Origin of the sequence: Paraburkholderia fungorum (assembly GCF_046026025.1) — a bacterium.
In the GTDB taxonomy this organism is placed as follows: Bacteria; Pseudomonadota; Gammaproteobacteria; order Burkholderiales; family Burkholderiaceae; genus Paraburkholderia; species Paraburkholderia fungorum_E.
Window position 1 is genome coordinate 1 of record NZ_JAQQFL010000063.1, and the last position, 18,475, is coordinate 18,475.

General features: G+C 60.9%; 15 protein-coding genes. 6 read left to right on the forward strand and 9 right to left on the reverse strand.

What is annotated here, in order from left to right; genetic code table 11:
* Window positions 1-820: 820 nt before the first annotated feature.
* The 4 genes from PQR67_RS37470 to PQR67_RS37485 form a co-directional block, all read right to left on the reverse strand.
* On the reverse strand, window positions 821-1,855 hold the full coding sequence (locus PQR67_RS37470) for a PDDEXK nuclease domain-containing protein (RefSeq protein ID WP_408467829.1): 1,035 nt from the start codon (window positions 1,853-1,855) through the stop codon (window positions 821-823).
* Between the two features lie 42 nt (window positions 1,856-1,897).
* Window positions 1,898-2,176, reverse strand: a complete 279-nt coding sequence (locus tag PQR67_RS37475) for an HU family DNA-binding protein (RefSeq protein ID WP_408467830.1) — start codon at window positions 2,174-2,176, stop codon at window positions 1,898-1,900.
* A gap of 190 nt (window positions 2,177-2,366) precedes the next feature.
* Window positions 2,367-2,570 carry a hypothetical protein gene (locus PQR67_RS37480; RefSeq protein WP_408467831.1) on the reverse strand — a complete coding sequence of 68 codons (204 nt, stop codon included), beginning with the start codon at window positions 2,568-2,570 and terminating at the stop codon, window positions 2,367-2,369.
* Window positions 2,567-3,613, reverse strand: a complete 1,047-nt coding sequence (locus tag PQR67_RS37485) for a DNA-binding protein (protein WP_408467832.1) — start codon at window positions 3,611-3,613, stop codon at window positions 2,567-2,569. Before PQR67_RS37485 ends, PQR67_RS37480 begins: the two co-directional genes overlap by 4 nt.
* Window positions 3,614-3,770: 157 nt before the next feature.
* On the opposite strand from PQR67_RS37485, the gene PQR67_RS37490 reads away from it, so the two are divergent.
* Window positions 3,771-4,997 (forward strand): tyrosine-type recombinase/integrase, encoded by a 1,227-nt coding sequence (locus PQR67_RS37490; RefSeq protein WP_408467833.1) that lies wholly within the window; start codon window positions 3,771-3,773, stop codon window positions 4,995-4,997.
* A gap of 101 nt (window positions 4,998-5,098) precedes the next feature.
* On the opposite strand, the gene PQR67_RS37495 is transcribed toward PQR67_RS37490, so the two are convergent.
* Window positions 5,099-5,491: a hypothetical protein gene (locus tag PQR67_RS37495; RefSeq protein WP_408467834.1), complete on the reverse strand. Its 393-nt coding sequence runs from the start codon at window positions 5,489-5,491 to the stop codon at window positions 5,099-5,101.
* Window positions 5,492-5,914: 423 nt separating this feature from the next.
* On the reverse strand, window positions 5,915-6,187 hold the full coding sequence (locus tag PQR67_RS37500; RefSeq protein ID WP_408467835.1) for a DUF1488 family protein: 273 nt from the start codon (window positions 6,185-6,187) through the stop codon (window positions 5,915-5,917).
* A 421-nt stretch (window positions 6,188-6,608) separates the two neighbouring features.
* Here PQR67_RS37500 and PQR67_RS37505 point away from each other — a divergent pair, with 421 nt between their 5' ends.
* The 5 genes from PQR67_RS37505 (at window position 6,609) to PQR67_RS37525 (ending at window position 13,326) form a co-directional block, all read left to right on the forward strand.
* Complete coding sequence (locus PQR67_RS37505) at window positions 6,609-6,950, forward strand: hypothetical protein (protein ID WP_408467836.1); 342 nt, start codon at window positions 6,609-6,611, stop codon at window positions 6,948-6,950.
* Window positions 6,951-7,237: 287 nt separating this feature from the next.
* Window positions 7,238-7,420, forward strand: a complete 183-nt coding sequence (locus PQR67_RS37510) for a DUF2934 domain-containing protein (RefSeq protein ID WP_408467837.1) — start codon at window positions 7,238-7,240, stop codon at window positions 7,418-7,420.
* Between the two features lie 186 nt (window positions 7,421-7,606).
* The gene (locus tag PQR67_RS37515; protein WP_408467838.1) at window positions 7,607-9,130 is read left to right on the forward strand and encodes a sensor domain-containing diguanylate cyclase; all 1,524 of its coding nucleotides are present in this window, start codon (window positions 7,607-7,609) and stop codon (window positions 9,128-9,130) included.
* 798 nt (window positions 9,131-9,928) lie between these two features.
* Window positions 9,929-10,426: an Rrf2 family transcriptional regulator gene (locus PQR67_RS37520; RefSeq protein WP_408467839.1), complete on the forward strand. Its 498-nt coding sequence runs from the start codon at window positions 9,929-9,931 to the stop codon at window positions 10,424-10,426.
* A gap of 1,190 nt (window positions 10,427-11,616) precedes the next feature.
* Window positions 11,617-13,326 (forward strand): methyl-accepting chemotaxis protein, encoded by a 1,710-nt coding sequence (locus PQR67_RS37525; RefSeq protein ID WP_408467840.1) that lies wholly within the window; start codon window positions 11,617-11,619, stop codon window positions 13,324-13,326.
* A gap of 247 nt (window positions 13,327-13,573) precedes the next feature.
* Here the strand turns inward: PQR67_RS37525 and PQR67_RS38290 are convergent, their stop codons facing one another.
* The 3 genes from PQR67_RS38290 to PQR67_RS37540 form a co-directional block, all read right to left on the reverse strand.
* Window positions 13,574-13,969, reverse strand: a complete 396-nt coding sequence (locus PQR67_RS38290; protein ID WP_494471413.1) for a transposase — start codon at window positions 13,967-13,969, stop codon at window positions 13,574-13,576.
* A gap of 198 nt (window positions 13,970-14,167) precedes the next feature.
* Window positions 14,168-14,890, reverse strand: coding sequence for an OmpA family protein (locus tag PQR67_RS37535; protein ID WP_408467841.1), 723 nt, complete (start codon window positions 14,888-14,890; stop codon window positions 14,168-14,170).
* Window positions 14,891-14,971: 81 nt separating this feature from the next.
* On the reverse strand, window positions 14,972-18,475 hold a 3,504-nt coding region (locus PQR67_RS37540), incomplete at its 5' end, for a YadA family autotransporter adhesin (protein WP_408467842.1).

Consider the following 18,475-nt stretch of genomic DNA (forward strand, 5'->3'; position numbering starts at 1 on the left):
CAAGATCCTATGATCGCCGCCGAATTGAATGCTCTGCGGATCCACGTTCATACTGATTTGCTCGCACCAACTGGCAGGATCGATATCGAGCGATGGAAGCCACTACATTATGTATTTCGACACTACTACACGCTGGGCGGTTTTCTCGGTGAGAATTTTCGGGCGTAGCAGACTCCGAGTGTACGGACTCGCTACGTCTTAGCGCGCTGGCGCGAGCTGATGCGCGCCGGCTAGCTCACCGCTCGATTCATTTCATCCAAGGGACTCGTGACCACTGCAAAGTCCGTCCGAGTGTTGACCTGATATAAAGCGGGCTCTCGCTCAACGCTCGGGCTTCAGCGATAGCAGCTTTTTTGCCGTTGCCTCGTATCCGGCCGGAAAATGCTCAGATGCTTCCGAGTGCAACCCGCCCACATTCGCCAATTCCAGGAACTCAGCGACCTTGGCGCGTTGCTCCTCACTCGCAGTGGCAAGAACGCTTGCGACTGCGACCTCCAGCGCGGTTATGTCCAAGTGATGCGGCGTCGTGTCGTCAGCCGCCCGTCTGCCCCGATCGCCCTACTGGCAGTGGTGGTAATGGCTGAGGTTGCGGGTTGATCTGTGTTACCGGACATACGGGAGCTTCCTGCGATCGGGCCGTCGCCTGCCGTCCGATGAAGTAAAAGTAAGAGCGTTTTCGAAGTAAGAGTAGTAGCGGCGGCGGTCGCGGCCGTATTCGTGCATTGCTTTGAGCGCCACTCTTCGCTGCAAACCGTTCATCGTTCCGGGCTTATGTTCTCAGCGGTTTCGCGATCAGCGCCGAAGGCAGCAAGTTAAAACCTCATTTTTCCGGCTTGGTCCGCAACCGCTGCCGCGCTGTCTCGATGGACTGGTGAAGTTTGGCCTGCAAGGTCTCGCGGGAAGGCAGTACGGTCAGGTATTCAGCGACGTGGATGCCGCTCCTGTCCAGCTCGAGCAGTTCGATCTGCTCCTGTTTCTTGCCGGCGCAAAGGATAATGCCAAGTGGCGGCAGCTCGTCAGGTTCCTGTTCGTGTTTCGCCAGCCAGCGTAGATACAATTCCATCTGGCTCTTGTATTCAGCCTTGAATGAGCCAAGCTTCAGTTCGATTGCCACGAGCCGCTTGAGCTTGCGGTTGTAGAAAAGCAGATCAATGTAGAAATCATCGTTATCAGTCTGCAGCCGCTTCTGGCGGGCTACAAATGTGAAGCCAGCGCCAAGTTCGAGCAGGAATTGCTGCATCTCGCGCAGGATGGCGTCTTCGAGATCCTTTTCGAGGTAGTGATCGTTCAGACCGAGGAAGTCCAGCACGTACGGGTCTTTCAACAGCACGTCCGGCTGTACGCGCCGCTCCTGACGCATTTGCGCCAGATCATGCCCGATCGCTTCTGCGGATTTCCGCGAAATCGCACTGCGCTCGAAGAGCATCGAATCCATGCGTTCCTGCAATTGCCGGGATGACCAGCGTTCGAGCCGACAGAGCTCAAGGTAAAACTCGCGCTTTGGCGGGTCGTCGACATACATGAGCGTCTTGATGTGCGTCCAGCTCAATTCTCTCCGCACTGCGGAGAGAATTGCCTCGTCCTGGAAAATCTCAGCGGCCCGCAGGCAGTGTCGCAACTGCTGCTCACTCCAGCCGCGGCCGTACTCCGCGGTGAGTGCTCCCGCAAGCGATGCGATCACCTGCCGGCCGTACTCCGCACGTGTACCGCCCAGCACCTCTGCCCGGATGCGGTGTCCAATCCGCCAGTACAGCAGCGACAGTTCGGCATTGACGGCCGCCGCCGCGCGCTCACGCGCAGAATCAATCAGATCCCGGACGTCATTCAGTAGCGATACGGGCGTGAGTGCACTCATGCTGGCTGGAACTCCCACGTCAGGAAACAGCGCCAGTTCCGGTCACGCGCCATTGACCGCGTCCTTGAACGCCTTGCCCGCCGTGAATTTGACCGTCTTTGCCGCAGCGATCTGCATTTCAGCTCCGGTGGCGGGATTACGGCCAACCCGAGCCGCGCGCGCACCGGTGGCAAACGTACCGAACCCGATCAGCTGCACGGCTTCGCCGTTCGCGACCGCGCCCGTCACTGCGCCGATGATCGCATCGACGGCGGCCGCCACGGCCGCCTTGCTGTTGCCGGTTGCTGTCGCGACCGTATCAACGAGTTCCTGTTTGTTCATAATTATCCTTTCTGTCGAAGAGCGCACGTCAATCGCCCCACCTGGGTGGCCCAGCCTGACACCTTACATACAGGACGCCCCACATCCCGGCAAACCAGTCGCCGTATGGGCGCGCAGGATCTGGCCAGCAAAACTCTCCGCGCCGCGGAGACTATTACCCGACTCGTGCAGACGCCTGGCGTGTCATGTTTCAGAACAGCTGCCCGGTCAGGGCCAGCAGGTTCGTCCAATTCACGCTACTGCGAAAAATCCGCCCGTCGGCGCCGACCGACTCGATGATGGCGCGCTGGCCGCTCGCCTCGGCGACGACCCTCACCGTCCGGTCGCCATATTGCATCAACGCGCCGATCGGCGGGCAGACCGCTGGCCTGCGCCTTCCGGGCGCCTTCTTCATGTCGCCGAACCCTTCGATGTACGTCGCTTGCGAGCGGGTGTCCCGACCTTCCGGACTGTGCCTTTTGACTTCGGCGCGCTCCGGTGCACCCCGGTTTCAGGGCGCGATGCGGGCGCAATGAGCGGCTGGCGTCGGAGGATCTCGAGTTCCTGCGCGTACGCGCTGTTTGCCGCCCGGATTGCATCGAGGTGTCCCTGCAGCACGCCCGCCTGATGGCGAGCATCGCCCAGTTGCGCCTGCACGGTTTCAGATGCCCGGCGATGATCGGCGTCCTTCTGCTCCGCACGGCGCACGGCTTCGTCCAGCTCTTTCTGCAGTTTCGTTGCGGCACTTCGCTCGCGATCGATCTCGAGCAGGGCGCGCTTTTCGGACGCCCTGAGCCGCTCCTCTGCGCGCTCAGCCGCTTCCCGCTGCTTCGCCAGATCGCGCGAAAACCCTTCCCTTGCCTCCACCAGTTCGCGATCGCGCGCGGCCAGCGCCGCCTGGACCCGCGCCAGTTCTGCCGCCAGCGCCTGGCGCTGCGCGTGGCCTTCGGCCTGCGCCTTGTCCAGCTCGCGGATCTCGACCTGCGCGGCCAGCAGCGCGGCGGTGCGCTGCTCGAGTGCGGACTCGACACGACCCAGTTCGTCCCGGGCGGCGCTGACCGACTGCAGCGCCCCGACGCGCTGCGCCTCGACCTCGTCGCGCAGCGCGTCGAGCGCGGCCTCCGCTGACGCGGTCGCGCGCGTCCAGAGGATGACCACCAGTTCGCCGGCGGCGGCACCGAGATCGGCGGGCAGATCGGGATGCTCGATGCGCAGCCGGCTTTTTTCCCGCAGCTCGGCCCAGAACTCGCCGAGCACGGCCGCGGGCGTGCCCATGCTGCCGCGCCGGACCAGCTGGTACAGCCGGTTCGCGGTCGGCGTCTGGCCGAAGCGGAAAAACAGCAGCGCACAGACCTCGCGGTACAGCTCGCGCGTCCCGGGGAATTCCACCTTCAGACGGTCGATTTCGGCTGCGAGGCGGGCCTCGTCAGGCTGGACAGCGGGCAGGGCGTCAGACATGGATGGAAAACCTCGTTCGGTGCCGATAATAATATAACGTAAAATGCAATATCTCCAACGTATATGGCAGGTTACACGACATTAGTCCTATAATGTCGTGTATATGGCCGAGACCGCCCGCCGCCATCGCGTCACACCTTCCGGAGCAGCCCGAACCATGTCGAACACTCCAATTGCATCCGTGCAGCCCGTCGAGTCCCTCGTCATTCCAGAACGCCTGGACGGTCGCGACGGTTCCAACCGTGGCGCAATCGGCGGTTCACAGCTGTCGGCCACCAACGATCTGGACGCTGTCCGGGCCTGGCTGTCGAATTACGCTGACACGAAGACGACCTTCGACAACTACCGCAAGGAAGCCGAGCGGCTGCTGCTATGGGCGGTCGTGCAACTCGGCAAACCGCTGTCATCGCTCACGCACGAGGATCTGCTGCTGTTCAGGGCATTCCTCGTCGATCCTCAGCCGGAGAGCCGCTGGGTGTCGGCCACCGGGGGCAAGTACCCGCGCAGGGACGCGCGCTGGAGGCCGTTCAACGGCCCGCTGTCACCGGCCAGCCAGCGCCAGGCGCTGATCATCCTGAACGGCATGTTCACCTGGCTCGTTGACGCTGGCTACCTGCGCGGCAATCCGATGGCATTGCTGCGCCAGCGCGGCAAGCCCGCGGCACCGCGGGTCACGCGCTACCTGTCGCTATCGCTGTGGGATGAGGTCAAGGGCTTCGTCGCGCAGCTGCCGCAGGGCACGGCGGTGCAGCAGGCGTATTACGCCCGCTGCCGATGGCTCACTACCCTCTTCTACCTGCAAGGCATGCGCATCTCCGAGGTCGCCGCCGGAAGAATGGGCGACTTCTCGCGCCGGCTTGGCGCCGACGGACACGACCAGTGGTGGCTCGACATCCTTGGCAAAGGTGACCGGGAGCGGATCGTCCCCGCCTCGCCCGAACTGATCGCCGAGCTCGCCCGCTACCGGACGGCAAACGGGCTGGCGTCACTACCCAGTCGGGCCGACGCAACGCCGCTCGTCATCCCGTTCCGGGGAAAGAGCCGCTGCATGTCGCGCTCAGCGGTGCATGACGCGATAAAAAGCGTATTTGGCAAGGCCGCGACCTGGCTGCGCGCCCGCGGACCTGAGTTCACCGATCGTGCCGATGAGCTGGACCGTGCTTCAGCACACTGGCTGCGGCATACATCAGGTTCGCACCAGGCTGACGGGGGTGTCGACCTGCGCGCGGTACGCGACAATCTCGGTCACGTGTCGCTGAACACCACAAGCCTTTACCTGCATGAGGAAGAGGACAAACGGCATCGCGAAACGGTGAAACGCCACCGGATGAACTGGAAAGAGCAGACTGCCGTAGAACCCGGTTCTGCAGAGAAGAGCCCATGAACCCAGATGCGGACGGCCGACGTCGGCGATCGCGTTGAGCCACAGGCCGACTGCCGCCTGACGCCTGACGCCCGAACGGCTGAGACCTGTCCAGCCAGGAATCAGGCACTCACGGGAATGGGAGACCTGGCGCTCCCGGCCAGAAATGCCCTAAGTTTCTGCTCCGCCGCGAGGACTTCGTGCAGCGGTGCAATGGCGAGCTGCGAGTCGTAAAGGGCCAGCAGCACCTCAAAGTCCGCAATCGCCTCGTCCGGAAGCCGCCACTCGCCATACTCGCGAACACGTGCCAGCGTCGTTTCAACTGCCAGTTCGGCAATCCTGAACTGTTCTTCCGGGCAGTTACCGTATCCTGCTCGCTGCAGGAACCAGCCCAGATACACCACTCGCATCAGCGCGTTGATGAGGTGCCCGTTTCCGTGACCACTCCGGCACGCAACCAGCGCGAGATGGTGGGCAAGCGACTGTTCGCTTGCCGCCGCACGATCCAGCGGCAACAGAAGCGCCCTGGTCAGCGGTCTATGGCCGCGGGCGGTGCGGGGCTTGTTTCGCTTGCGAGGCACGGATTCGGAATTGCAGGTCGCGTTTTGAGGACGGGCGAATTATAGCTGGACTATTCGCGACATCTTTGGCCGGCATGTACGAGAAACGTCCAGCAGCGGCCCCGGTGACTCTGACGCAAAGGAGAGACCAGAGGCATCGTGGTGCATACCTGACAGCCATGCCTGCGGTGGCTTTCCCCTCTTCGACCCCGGCATGCGGCGCGCCCTGCGCGGACGTGTCGATCAGATCCGTAAAGTCACGCAGAACTGGCCAGCGACCGCAGGCGATTCGTCCGTTAGTCCAGCCATCTGACGCGCACGCGGCATCAATCGCAACGCGCTGCGGAAATCCCGACCCACAGAGTACGCTCGCAGCGTTCAGCGCTTTGCGATGAAGTCTGCAATGGTCAACTGAATCGTCTGACCGGGGCGCGACCGCATCCTCCGTTCCGCAACTGCGACGATGCGTTGGCGACCATCTGCGAACGTCTTCAAGATACGGACGCTATCAGCACCAGCGGGGAGCCAGAAACATTCTTCGAGCATCTCGCGGGTAATCGCGCATTCCACCTCGCGCTGGTGGTCGGATAACCGGAACACGATCGCGCGTCCGTCTGGCGATACGCCGGCAGCGAGATCAGCAACGTCCATGGGAAACCTCAACAGATTCGTGCGCGACGGCATCCGTTAAGGCCTCGCTGATTCTTGAATCTACCAGAATCGATCCAACGAAAACCAGTGTCGTTATCGAGAAAGCGCCTTGCGACCGGCATTCGCGCGATGTACAGCCCCCTTTCCTGCCGGGCGCTTGCGACGTTGAAGATCGATGTTTTCGGCGTAGACGGTTAGTTGCATTAATTCGTCATGGCCACAGGTCCTGACTGCAGCAGGCCGACCTGCACTCACGCTCCATCCGGTCGTCGCTCTGAGGCTTTCCTATCGACCTGGTGATACTGGAAACGACTTTTTTGCGCCACCCCGATTACGGCATGCATGCGCCGCCCGGCCCTCCGCCACACCGCACGGAAAAATGTTTCCCAAATATTGATCTTTAACTCATCTCAATATTAAGATGGGCACCTTGGCGCGCGACACGTACCCGCACGAAACGGGCACCGCGGCCGCCATCCCCGAATTGATCCTGCTCGTGAAGCGAGCGCAGCGGATCAGGTTGCCAGCGAAACGCAGGTATAGCCAGGAGACGGAGATGTTCAGTCCACATGAATTCGCCACTCTCATGCTGCTCAAGGACGCGCCGGACCCAATGAGCCTGGATCGGGCAGATCTGGAAGCGCTCATTGAACGGCAGCTGGTCACACTGGAGCAATTCGCCTCCGGCCTGCAACGCCCTTGCCTTACCGACGACGGCCAGCTTTTTCTCAGAGCTGCCGCTCGCATGCCTGAGGACAAATGACACTGACCGGGTGATCCGGTTGTTCAGTCAAGGGATCTTCCATGAGCGACGCGTGGGAAGGAATTGTCGTCGGCGTTTTAGGGCTGACCGTTGCAGCGCTGCTGGTTGCCAGTCACTACCGTCGTGAATTGATCCGGCGGAGGATGCTCAGGCAGATGGACCCTCGCAAGTGTTGGGACGTGATGCGTGATCGTCGATGAAAGGCGTATGTTCAAAGGCGCAGATGATTGCGGCTTGGGGTGCTCAGGACTTCGCGCGGGAACTCCGTTTCAGAGGGAGATGACTGCATGGACGAGCTGAGTTTTACCGGAAGAATCCGCGAGTGCGCTTATCAGCTCTGGCAGCAGGACGGCAGCCTCGAAGGATGTGCCGACGAGTATTGGCAAATCGCCCGAACGCTCGTCGAGAGGGAATTCGGGCTCCCCGTCCCTGCCGATCCTCCTGATTCGGACGCCGTGGCGCCTGGCTAAAGACTGCGGCAGGCTCATCGGCATACCGTTCCCATGTTCACCAGAATTGATGTAGGCTGCTGTCTCATCGCGGGCCTGTAACGCGCGCCGCGACTGACGAACAGCAGGGCAGCCTCATGCCCACCATACACCTCCTTCGGCGCTGACCAGAGACATGGCCAGCCAGAGTTACCTCGTCCGACAAAGATGATAAAAACTGGAAGCGGTCTGATCGCGGATTTCATCGGGCTCATCCAGCGAAAACTCCTTGCGTCGTCGCTCTTCGTCGCCGGATCCGGTGCCGTCATCGCCATCGTCATGGTCGGTCTCTGCGGCATGGTTCTTTACGAGAGCCGGCAGGATGCACTGAACCATACCCGCGAGTCCCTGCGCGACATCGCGCTCATCGCTGAGCGCGACATTGAACGCAATTTCGAACTCTATGAGCTGTCGTTGCAGGCTGTGGTGGACGGACTCAAGGACCCCGAGATTATGTCCTTGCCGCCCAGACTGCGCCGTGAGGTGCTATTCGATCGCGCGGCCAGCGCAAAGTATCTCGGTTCAATGCTCGTTCTAGATGCAAGAGGCGATATCGTTCTTGATTCCGGTCGCGATGTGCCACGCCCAGGTAACTTCGCTGACCGCGAGTATTTCACGGTCCAACGCGACAACCCGGCAGCGGGCGTGTATGTCAGCGATCCCTATGCGTCGCGGCTGAGAGCTGGAGCGCCGAGCATCGCGCTCACCCGGCGCATCTCGAATCCCGACGGCTCGTTCGCCGGCATTGTGCTGCTGTCGGTCAACCTCGAATATTTTCACACCCTCTTCGCGGGACTTTCGCTCGGTCCGCATGGTTCGCTGTCGCTGATCGGCAAGGATGGCGTAATGCTCATGCGCCAACCCTACGACCCGCACATCGTCGGGCGCGACATCAGGAAAGCCAGCACGTTCCGGCACTTCATGGCCGAGCAGGAAGGCAGTTTCGGCGATACGGCGTCGATCGACGGTATTCGCCGTCTCTACTGGTTCAGGAATTTCCCCAATACACCATTGATCATCATGGCGGCCGCCGCGGAACAGGACATCTACGCGGCATGGCGTCGACGGGCACTGACAATCGGTTCGCTGATGATCGTATTCGGAACAACATTCATTGGCCTCGCAACCCTGCTGGGAATCCAGTTGCGCCGGCGGATGCGCGCTGAGTCAGAGTTGCAACTCCTCGCGCGAATCGACGGCCTTACGGGCCTGAACAACCGTCGCAGTCTCGGCGAAATTCTGGACGCGGAGTGGCGCCGCGCGACGCGCACGCGTAGCGTTTTGTCACTGCTATTCGTGGATATTGACCGGTTCAAGACTTATAACGATACCTACGGTCATCAGGCTGGTGACGATGCGCTTGCGGCGGTCGCGCGTTGCATCACGGACAGCATCCGGCGGCCGGCGGATACCGCGGCACGTTACGGCGGCGAAGAATTCATCGTCGTCCTTCCCGATACCCCTGCCACGGGCGCGTCGGAGATCGCAGAAAAGATCCGCCGCGCCATATGCAGTTGCGGCATTGAACATGCAGGCAGCGAGCACGGATGCGTGACGGCCAGTATCGGCGCAGTAAGCTGCACGCCACAGGACGTCGATGACGTGACCGTGGTAATCAAGGCCGCCGACGAGGCGCTTTACAACGCGAAAGCGACCGGCCGGAATCGGGTTTCGCTCTCCCGGGTTTCATAGGGGAGTCACACCCCGCCCTGCACTCACGTAACCTGTCCCGAATCCGCAAACCTCGCCCCATCGGCTATGTGATGAATCGGGACGCCGTGAGCAGTATGTCCCGGGCAAGACCTTGAGCACCCGGATGCGGCGCGTAAAGCCCAACAGATACGCCACAGTCGTCCCATGACGCAAGAGGCGGTTGAAGGAGCACGCGGCGGCGAATAGGACCGTTATGCAGGAAAGCGAAACAGCGTGCCGGGTGTGCAGGCGATGCTTCACCCTATGGCATCAAGGCGTACTGCCAGCAGTGACGTCCTTTACGTGGTCTGTACTTTACGAAGGAAAAGGACCAAATGGTCCGCATCAAACGGACAGCCAAGGTGTCGACACTGACCACAGGGCGTTAGGCATTAACTGTAAAGGAGGCAACTGCCCGTGACGATCGTTATCACTGGTTGCTCGAATGCCGCTACCGACAGAATCCAGGAATATTCTTCCTGACGCCATGAACTCATGGCGAGCTGCTTTCCCGCCGCCCAGTCCCGCGAAGAGTAGCAGCTTTCCGATCCTGTTCAGCGAATCGCTGCAGGACCATTTCCGCGTATCCTAGCGTCTCCGCGACTCTGGCCGTTGGCCTCGAAATGCGTCCAGAACATCTAGCCAGTGCGCCCAGAAGGGCGCTTGGGCTTTTCTGATGCGGTCGGGCTCGTGAGGCTCTCTGCTGACACGAGCGCAAACGAAATGGGGGCCACACCCGCGACTTCGCAGGTTGAGACGTCGAACAGTTCGATCATCCGTACAAAGAGGGACAGTTTCATGCGGCTAACGGATTTCACTGACTATACGTTACGGGCGCTGATGTATCTGGCGATACGCGACGACAGACTGGCGACGATTGAAGAGATTGCCGAGACGTACGAAATTTCGAAGCATCACATGTCGAAAATCATCCAGCGACTTTCTGCGGTTGGCTGGATAGAGACGGTTCGCGGGCGCCACGGCGGGATACGGCTGGCACAGCACACTCGCAGCCTGACGGTCGGCGCGGTCGTGCGCGAGACGGAGCACGATTTTGTACTTGCCAGCTGCCAGGCGTCGGACGGACGGGAGCCCTGCAGCATCGTGCAGCATTGCCGTCTAAAGGACATTCTATATGCTGCCAAGGAGGCCTTTCTGGCTGACCTCGATCGTTGTACCTTGGCGGAATTGGCGACGCCCGCCGAGCCATTCGCGCAGGAATTCGACGTTTTCTGGTTCGGTGTGGTGGCTCCGCTGAACCACGGTACCGATCTTAAGCAGGAAACCGGTCAATAGAGGCGCCTGCGCGGCGTTAAAAAGTATCCATTCAGATACCCGACAACCGATACCGTGCGGCAGTCGCCTTGGCGAAACCGATCGCGGTGTTGCAGATACGAAGCGCCTGGCGCCTGGAACGCGAAATGTCTCTCGTATTCTTCGAGCCCCAGAAAAATCGGTGATTCGGCACGATACGCAGCGCTTCCATGATCGCGAGGTAGCGATCGCAGGTTTCGCGACTGGCCCGCTGCGGGTCGCGTGTTGTCTATTGGACCTTGCGTATGCCGTTTGCGTGAGGCAGTCACCGGCCACGAAGAGAGGGCCGTCCCCGATGCTCGAACGACCACTTCACGCCCTGAGTCAGTCGGATAAGGATGAACCGAGACAATAACTGGCGGGACCTCACGTCACCCGCGTACGAAAAAGTCCGTTTCTTGACGACACCCCGACTTCGATACCGGGCGACTGGAAACGCGTCGCCCAGCGGTGGGCAGTGCTGCTTGCTTCCATGACGACCAGCATGGGATTCAAGGTAAGCACCGATTCGAAGAATGAACTCCGCGAGACCTTCGTCCGATCTAAAACACGACCGCGACAATCAGCGCCGTGGAGCTGGACGACCAGCTTCGAGAGATCAATACCGAGGAACGTCGATTTCCATGATGAACCTCCACAGGTCTGGGTGAGTGCGCTACGCGACAGGAATTTTGCTATCGTCAATCAGACAAGCGAGAGATAAAACGCAAGAGCAGGAGGCGATACAGGTTGGTTTGGAATCACCGACTTGATGGTGAACCTTCAGGTGTGGGGCATGTAAGACTTCGTCGATTCGACCGGCAGACGCCGCACGTTGTTGGATAGTTTAATTCGGATTGCGAAATAGAATAAATTCGTGACCTTTCGTTTGAGCGCCTTGCGTACCTGAAACGACATTTCCTGCCCAAACGTTTCATTCTTTGCTGCGCACACGAAACGTTCTGTGCAACAGCATTGGAAGCAGGCGGCCAGGAATGTGCCGGCGCTGAGGGCAACTGGGATCCGCCCAACACGGAGCCCATATTCAGTCATTCCTACGACAGGTTAGGGAAAACACAACGAATATTCCTCTTCAGTCATGGACGTGCTCGGTCGTATACCACCTTATGCCGGGGGAAGGCTCCTGTCTGCCTTCAACATCGGCCTTTCATCAGACTTTCGAAGGAAATGTAATGAGCAGTTTTATGCAAACCATCAAGTTCAAGGTCATTCTCACCTCGGGCGTCGGTGTAGCCCTTATGGCGACCATTGGGGTGTTTGGCGTGGCCGGAATTGCCAGGCTGAACTCAGCTGTAAGGGAGTCGTATGTCGGAAACACGTTGCCGATCATCGACCTGAATGAAATTCGCGCAGCACAGCTCGACATCAGACTTCAATTGCGGCGAGTCGAGGTGTTCCGCGATGCCGGCAGGACCGCGGTGTCGGTCAACACGGTTCGGACTGATCTTGAACACCTGGACAAAGCCTGGAGCCACTACTATCCGGATAGCGTTACCAGCGACCAGGAGCGTGTGATCGCCGAAAAGATCAAGAGCGCCCTGCCGCAGTTCAGGGATATGACGAACGAAATCATCACCACGGTCGGCAGCGGCAATACCGACGCTGCGGCGGAGATGATTGACAAGCACGCTGCGTTCTCAAACGCTTTGACGGAGTCCATCTCGCAGGACATTGTCGTTAACCAGACCCAGGCAAAGCAGTCCATGGATGATAGTGAAGCAACATACAGAATCATCCTGGGGATTGCGCTGGCGTTGGTGGGTATTGGCGTGCTGCTGGCTATTGCCCTATCAATCTATCTTTTGCGCTCTATCTCCAGACCGCTTGGCAAGGCTATCGGCATCGCGAACGACATCGCTGGAGGCAAGCTCGAAAATCGAATAGTGGTTGATTCACGAGGCGAGTTCGGGGAGCTTCTGGATGCGTTGCAAAAAATGGATCAGCAGCTCACCAATACCGTTCGCGGGATCAAGACCACGGCGGAGTCTGTAACGGTGGCTTCGCGAGAAATCGCCAGTGGGAACATGGATCTTTCCGCCCGAACGGAAGAACAGGCGGCATCCCTTGAGGAAACTGCAGCGAGCATGACGCAGTTGACCGAGACGGTCAAACAGAACGCGGACAACGCGCGTCAGGCGAATGGACTGGCAACGAATGCGACTAACCTTGCGGACTCGGGTAACGACGCAGTTCAATCCATGGTTGGGACAATCGGGAAGATCAGCGGTAGCTCAAGCAAGATTTCGGAAATTACCGGCGTGATCGAAGGCATCGCGTTCCAGACGAACATTCTCGCACTCAATGCCGCTGTTGAAGCAGCCCGCGCGGGCGAACAGGGACGCGGTTTCGCGGTGGTCGCTAGCGAAGTGCGCAGTCTCGCCCAGCGCTCAGCGGCAGCAGCGAAGGAAATCAAGGAGTTGATCGGGTCGTCCGTTGCCACGATTCAGGACGGTTCGAAGCAGGCCGCCGAGGTCGGCGCAACCATGGGTCAGGTGAAGCAGGCGATCAAGCAGGTTTCCGATATCGTCGGCGAAATATCCGCGGCGTCGAAAGAGCAAAGCCGGGGCATCGAACAGGTTAATCAGGCTGTTGGACAGATGGATGAGGTAACGCAGCAGAATGCAGCACTGGTTGAGCAAGCGGCGGCAGCAGCACAGTCTCTCGAGGAACAGGCAACCAGTCTGAAGGAAGCCGTTTCGGTGTTCAAGCTTGCCGATACAGGAATGTCCTCGCCGCGAGCTTCCCTTTCGCCCCAAAGGCCATCGCGAGTGCCGGTATCGAAGGAGCGTCCGGCTCGCCAGGCGTCTCCCAAACGAAAGATGGTCGATGGTGCACGCGCCGTCACCGCAGCAGGAACAGAAACTGACTGGCAGGCTTTTTGAGAGGGCATGAAAAATGAGTAATGCCGACGATACACTTCAAATTGCCAGACGACTGGTCAACGAAAATACTCAGATAATATCCGTGATCGGGGCACGGGCCATCGTTCTTACCACATTTCTTGATGCAGTCTTGCCTTACCTGACGACATCTCAAAGCGTTATGATCTGTAATTCATTTCGCCAAGGCATGGACCAGGTTCTATCGGTGACGGACGACGTCCGGGTTCCGCCAGAACATCAGGCTGCCTTACTCGAAATGACCGGCAGCATACTCGAGGCCCTGAAAGGTAAATAATGTCAACGGCGGCATTATCAGGTTGTTGGATCGATCGCGCAAAATGTCGTGATGAGGAAAACCAAGTCGCTTTATCGCGATCATCGTGTCCAGCCGGAGCCATTCAAACCATTGCATAAAATGGATCCGCAACATCATCGCAATCGGAAAAGGCTGGCGCCCCGTCTTATCCTTTGGATAGTACGGCTCGCGCAACGCGATTAGCTTCGACCATGGCGCCACCGGGCTCATCTCTTTTAGGGATTCGCGCTTGCGTGTGCGTTTCGTTGACAGATCCAAATCAAAGCCCAGTTCCGTCCTCGAGGCCCTCTCTGATTCACCATCTTTCCGCCGGGATAGTCCACCCATCCAGCGGAATACGCAGGAACGAAGTGTCATGGACGACCATGGTGACGGACACGTACGGAATCGCTTGCGACGTCGCGCAGGCTGCGGCAAGGCATGCACGCAATCTTGACGCATCGCACGCTCTGGCAGTGCCTCGCGTGTACGCCCAGCGCCGAACGCTCGCGCGTTCATCGCGAACCAGTTCGGCACTGAGCCATCTCACTGCGCCCGAACTTCGATGGAGACCCGCCTGTCCGGTTGAAGGCAAGCGATGACTGCCCTGCTCCCGCCATCCGGACATTGAGTTGTTGAATCACGGGACCCGACTCCCGTCGCATGAATCACCTCACCGTCGAGCCCATGTTTGATCATGTATTCCCTTATCGTCTCCGCACGGGCCAGCGACAACGGCTGGTTGAGCGCATCTGACCCGAGGCGGTCGGTATGGCCTACGACCGAAATGGACTGAACACCCCTTCGCTGCCTGATGCGTTCGATGACCTGCTCGAGTTTGGCCGCGCCGCCCGGCAAAATCGAAGCCAGACTGGACTGGCCGAAAGCAAACAGGGCATCGGTTTGCAACACGAACTGATCAACCGTTTGCGCCACAGGTGCCACCGGCTGCGCGGCCGCCGCAGCCGGGGTAGTCGGTGCGTCACCACACGCGAAGGTCAGCCGCCGCGTGACATCGGTTTCGTCATTGTCTGGCAGAAGGCGTCCGACTTTCTGCAGCGGGCGAACCGGTTCTCCCTGACATATCCGCTCGGCGACCTTCATGCAGGTAGCAGGTCCTTCGAATATCCCGTGACATTCGACCTGATGAAGCCGCGAGCCGTCCGCAGCCGTGACCGTATATGCGTTAAACGTCGGCCCGGAAGCACTCGAACATCCCGCAAGAAAAACCAGGCTCAGCGATAAACTCCATCCAGAAAGCTGCTTCATTGTGTTCTCCATACTATTTTTTCGCACGTCCGGTTCGGCGCACGATCACGTTGTCCGCACTTGAGCGAAGGCGTCTGCGCTCTACCATTGCATGGCTGCACCCATCCCGAAGGTTGTGCCGCCGGGGCTCATACCGACGCCTGCTTTCATCTTGATGTTTTCGGTGATACGCGCGGTTCCGCCGAGCGCGACGGCCTGATAGCCCCGGAAGCCCGCCGTGCCGACGCCAAATGACAACGTCTTGTCCTTGTCGACCTCCGGAATCATCGTCAATGCCGTCGCCGCGGCAATGCCGGAATAAGCATTGCGCGCGACGGAGTTGATTCCCGACTGCAGTTGGTCCACCCGTTGATCGGTATAGGCATTGGCCTGTGCGAGCCCGGCATTGAGCTGGTCCACGTTGACTGCGTCCGTCCCCTGCGTTCCCGCAGCGACATTCGCCACCTGCCGGGTATCGTTAAGCGAGCCGACGGATACGACGTTGCTTCGGCCTCCGTCCGAGCTATTGGAACCCAGCGCCACCGAGTTATTCCCACTCGCGGCGGCTCCAACGCCTACCGCGGTCGCGCCATTCGCGCTGGCTTGCGAACTGTTGCCGACCGCCGTGCTATTCGAGCCGGAAGCTACCGAGCCCTGCCCGCCCGCCGACGAATTCGAGCCCGTGGACGCGGGTGAAGAACCCGGAGTGGACGAGAACGGGGCGCCACCGCCCCCGCTTTGATTGTTGATCAGCGTGGTCAACTGCGTGGTGACTGCGGCAAGCTGGCTTACGTTGACCGCATCGGTTCCAGCCTTGCCGGCTGCCACGCCGGTGATCTGCCGATTGCCGATGTTGACCTCGCCCGCGGACGACTGCGGACTGCTCAGTCCGTACGCGATGTAGTTGCTCAACGCGCCAACCGTGGTCACCGATCCCGCGCCCAGCGCAACGCTGTTTGTCATCGACGCGCTCGCGCCGGAACCCATCGCGACCGCATCGATGGCGCTGCTTTGCGCCCCCGAGCCGATCGCAATGCCGCCGGCATTCGCCGCCTTCGCGTTTGCCCCTTGTGCAATCGACTGGGCGCCACTTGCGATCGAACCGCTGCCGAGCGCAATCGCGTCGGCCTGTGCCGCATTCGAACTTTCGCCGATTGCGACGCCGCCCGGTGCGGTTGAATCGACGATAGCGCCGTTGCCAATGCCCACGCCGTTGTCACCGTTGACCACCGTCGTCGGTCCGACGGCAATCGACTGCGCGCCGACCGCCAGCGAATCCGCCGCCGTCGAATTCGCGTGAAAGTACATCTGTCCGGTCACGGCGAACGACGACAGCGCTCCAGCAAGCTGCCGGATGGTGACCGCATCCTGTGCCTGCGTCCCGTCCGCGACGTTGGTCAACTGGCGATACGTGTTGCCGGCCGCGCTGCCGAAAGATACTGCGCCGAGCAAGGTTTGATCCGACGTGTTGAAGGGAATCGCATGCGAGCCATTCGCAATTGAACCGATACCGGACAGGACCGCGCGATTGGATACCGATCCCGAGCCGATCGCGACCCCGCCGGCCACCGAGGCGCTCGACAGAGCGCCCAGCGCAAGCGCGTCGTTCGCCTGTGCGGCAGCACCGTTGCCGCCGGCGAAACTGCCCACGCCGGCGGCCGTCGCCCCCACGCCCGCCGCCAACGCGTTGGTGCCGGTTGCGCCATCGTTGTTGTAGTTGCCGCCCTGCGTGCCGCCATCGTTGACGCTGTAGTAGTGCGTCTTGCTGGCTGTTACCGTGCTCGCGAGACTGTTGATCGCCTGGTCACTCGCATATAACTGCGAACCGTTCACCGCATCGGTGCTGGTCGCGCTCACCCGGCCCGCCGCCACGTTCGTCACCGTACGCTCGTTACCTGCGCTGCCCACGCTCACCGTGCTTGCCGGGGCAGCCCCCGCGTATGTGTAGGCCGTGCCGTTGATCGTGTCGCCGGTCGTTGCCACTGCAGCAGCCGTGGTCGACCCACTACCCAGCGCAACGGCATTGGCGTTATTGGCCACCGCGCCCTGACCCAGGGCCGTGCTGTTCGCGCCGGCCGCGGTGGCGGCCACGCCTGCCGCAAGCGCGTTGGTGCCGGTGGCGCCGTCGTCGGCGTAGTTGGCACCCTGAGTACCGCCGTCGTTGACGCTGTAGTAGTGCGTCTTGTTGGCGGTGATCACCGTGGACAGACTGCTGACTGCCTGATCGGTCGCATACAGCTGCGAGCCGTTCACCGCGTCGGTACTGCTCGCGCTCACCCGGCCCGCCGCCACGTTGGTCACCGTGCGCTCGTTACCCACGCTGCCCACGCTCACCGTGCTCGTCGGGGCAGTCCCGGCGTACGTGTAGGCCGTGCCATTGATCGTGACGCCGGTCGTCACCACCGCTGCGGCAGTTGTCGATGCGCTGCCCAGCGCCACGCTGTTGGCGAACGTCGAGCTCGCCCCTGCGCCAAGCGCTACGGCGTCCGTGGCGCTACTCTGCGCGCCTGAACCCACAGCCACACCGCCCTGGTTAGCGGCATTCGCATTGGCGCCTTGCGCGATCGACTGCGCGCCGCTCGCCACCGCGCCGCTGCCGAGCGCCATTGCGTCGGCCGCGGCCGAATGCGTTTGCTGGCCAATCGCGAGTCCGCCGGGCGCCGTCGCATCGACGACTGCCCCGTTGCCGACACCGACACCGTTGTCTCCGTTGACGACGGTCGTCGGTCCAACAGCAATCGACTGCGCGCCCACGGCCAGCGAATCGGCCGCCGTCGAATTCGCGTGAAAATAGTTCGTGCCCGTCACCGAGAACGATGACAACGCGCCCGCGAGTTGCCTGACGGTGACTGCGTCTTGCGCCTGCGTGCCGTCGGCGACATTGGTCAACTGGCGGTAAGCCGTGCTAGTGCCAACGGACACCGCACCCAGCAAAGTCTCGTCGGAGGTATTGAACGGAATCGCGTGAGAACCGTTGGCGATGGATCCGACGCCGGGCAGAACCGTGCGATCTGAAACCGATCCTGATCCAATCGCCACGCCGCCGACGACCGAAGCCGTCGCCTGCAAGCCGAATGCTGTTGCGTTGTTTGCCAATGCCTGGGCGCCGTTGCCCAGTGCCGTACTGCTTACTCCCGAAGCCAGCGCGCCGACACCCGCAGCGAGGGCGTTCACGCCAGTGGCGCCGTCGTCGGCGTAGTTGGCGCCTTGTGTGCCGCCGTCGTTGACGCTGTAGTAGTGCGTCTTGTTGGCGGTTACCGTCGAGGAAAGCGCGTCGACTGCCTGATCGGTCGCGTACAACTGCGACCCGTTCACCGCGTCGGTACTGGCCGAGTTCAACTGACCCGCGGCAACATTCGTCACGGTGCGCTCGGCACCCACTTTGCCGACGCTGACCGTGCTCGCCGGCGTGGTGCCGGCAAACGTGTACGCGGTCCCGTTGATCGTCGCGCCTGGCGTCCCCACCGCGGCAGCCGTCACGCTTCCCGCACCTAGCGCAACCGAACCGGCATTGGTGACGGTCGCGCCGGAGCCAATCGCAACGCCTTGCGTCGCCGCGGCCGACACCGTTGCAGCGTCGCCGAACGCAACCGAACCGGCATTGTT

Bases quoted from the DNA above. Each gene is read 5' to 3' on its own strand.
- PQR67_RS37470 (WP_408467829.1), bottom strand. From the start codon at position 1,855: ATGAGTGCACTCACGCCCGTATCGCTACTGAATGACGTCCGGGATCTG.
- PQR67_RS37475 (WP_408467830.1), bottom strand. From the start codon at position 2,176: ATGAACAAACAGGAACTCGTTGATACGGTCGCGACAGCAACCGGCAAC.
- PQR67_RS37480 (WP_408467831.1), bottom strand. From the start codon at position 2,570: ATGAAGAAGGCGCCCGGAAGGCGCAGGCCAGCGGTCTGCCCGCCGATC.
- PQR67_RS37485 (WP_408467832.1), bottom strand. From the start codon at position 3,613: ATGTCTGACGCCCTGCCCGCTGTCCAGCCTGACGAGGCCCGCCTCGCA.
- PQR67_RS37490 (WP_408467833.1), top strand. From the start codon at position 3,771: ATGTCGAACACTCCAATTGCATCCGTGCAGCCCGTCGAGTCCCTCGTC.
- PQR67_RS37500 (WP_408467835.1), bottom strand. From the start codon at position 6,187: ATGGACGTTGCTGATCTCGCTGCCGGCGTATCGCCAGACGGACGCGCG.
- PQR67_RS37505 (WP_408467836.1), top strand. From the start codon at position 6,609: ATGGGCACCTTGGCGCGCGACACGTACCCGCACGAAACGGGCACCGCG.
- PQR67_RS37510 (WP_408467837.1), top strand. From the start codon at position 7,238: ATGGACGAGCTGAGTTTTACCGGAAGAATCCGCGAGTGCGCTTATCAG.
- PQR67_RS37515 (WP_408467838.1), top strand. From the start codon at position 7,607: ATGATAAAAACTGGAAGCGGTCTGATCGCGGATTTCATCGGGCTCATC.
- PQR67_RS37520 (WP_408467839.1), top strand. From the start codon at position 9,929: ATGCGGCTAACGGATTTCACTGACTATACGTTACGGGCGCTGATGTAT.
- PQR67_RS37525 (WP_408467840.1), top strand. From the start codon at position 11,617: ATGAGCAGTTTTATGCAAACCATCAAGTTCAAGGTCATTCTCACCTCG.
- PQR67_RS38290 (WP_494471413.1), bottom strand. From the start codon at position 13,969: ATGGGTGGACTATCCCGGCGGAAAGATGGTGAATCAGAGAGGGCCTCG.
- PQR67_RS37535 (WP_408467841.1), bottom strand. From the start codon at position 14,890: ATGAAGCAGCTTTCTGGATGGAGTTTATCGCTGAGCCTGGTTTTTCTT.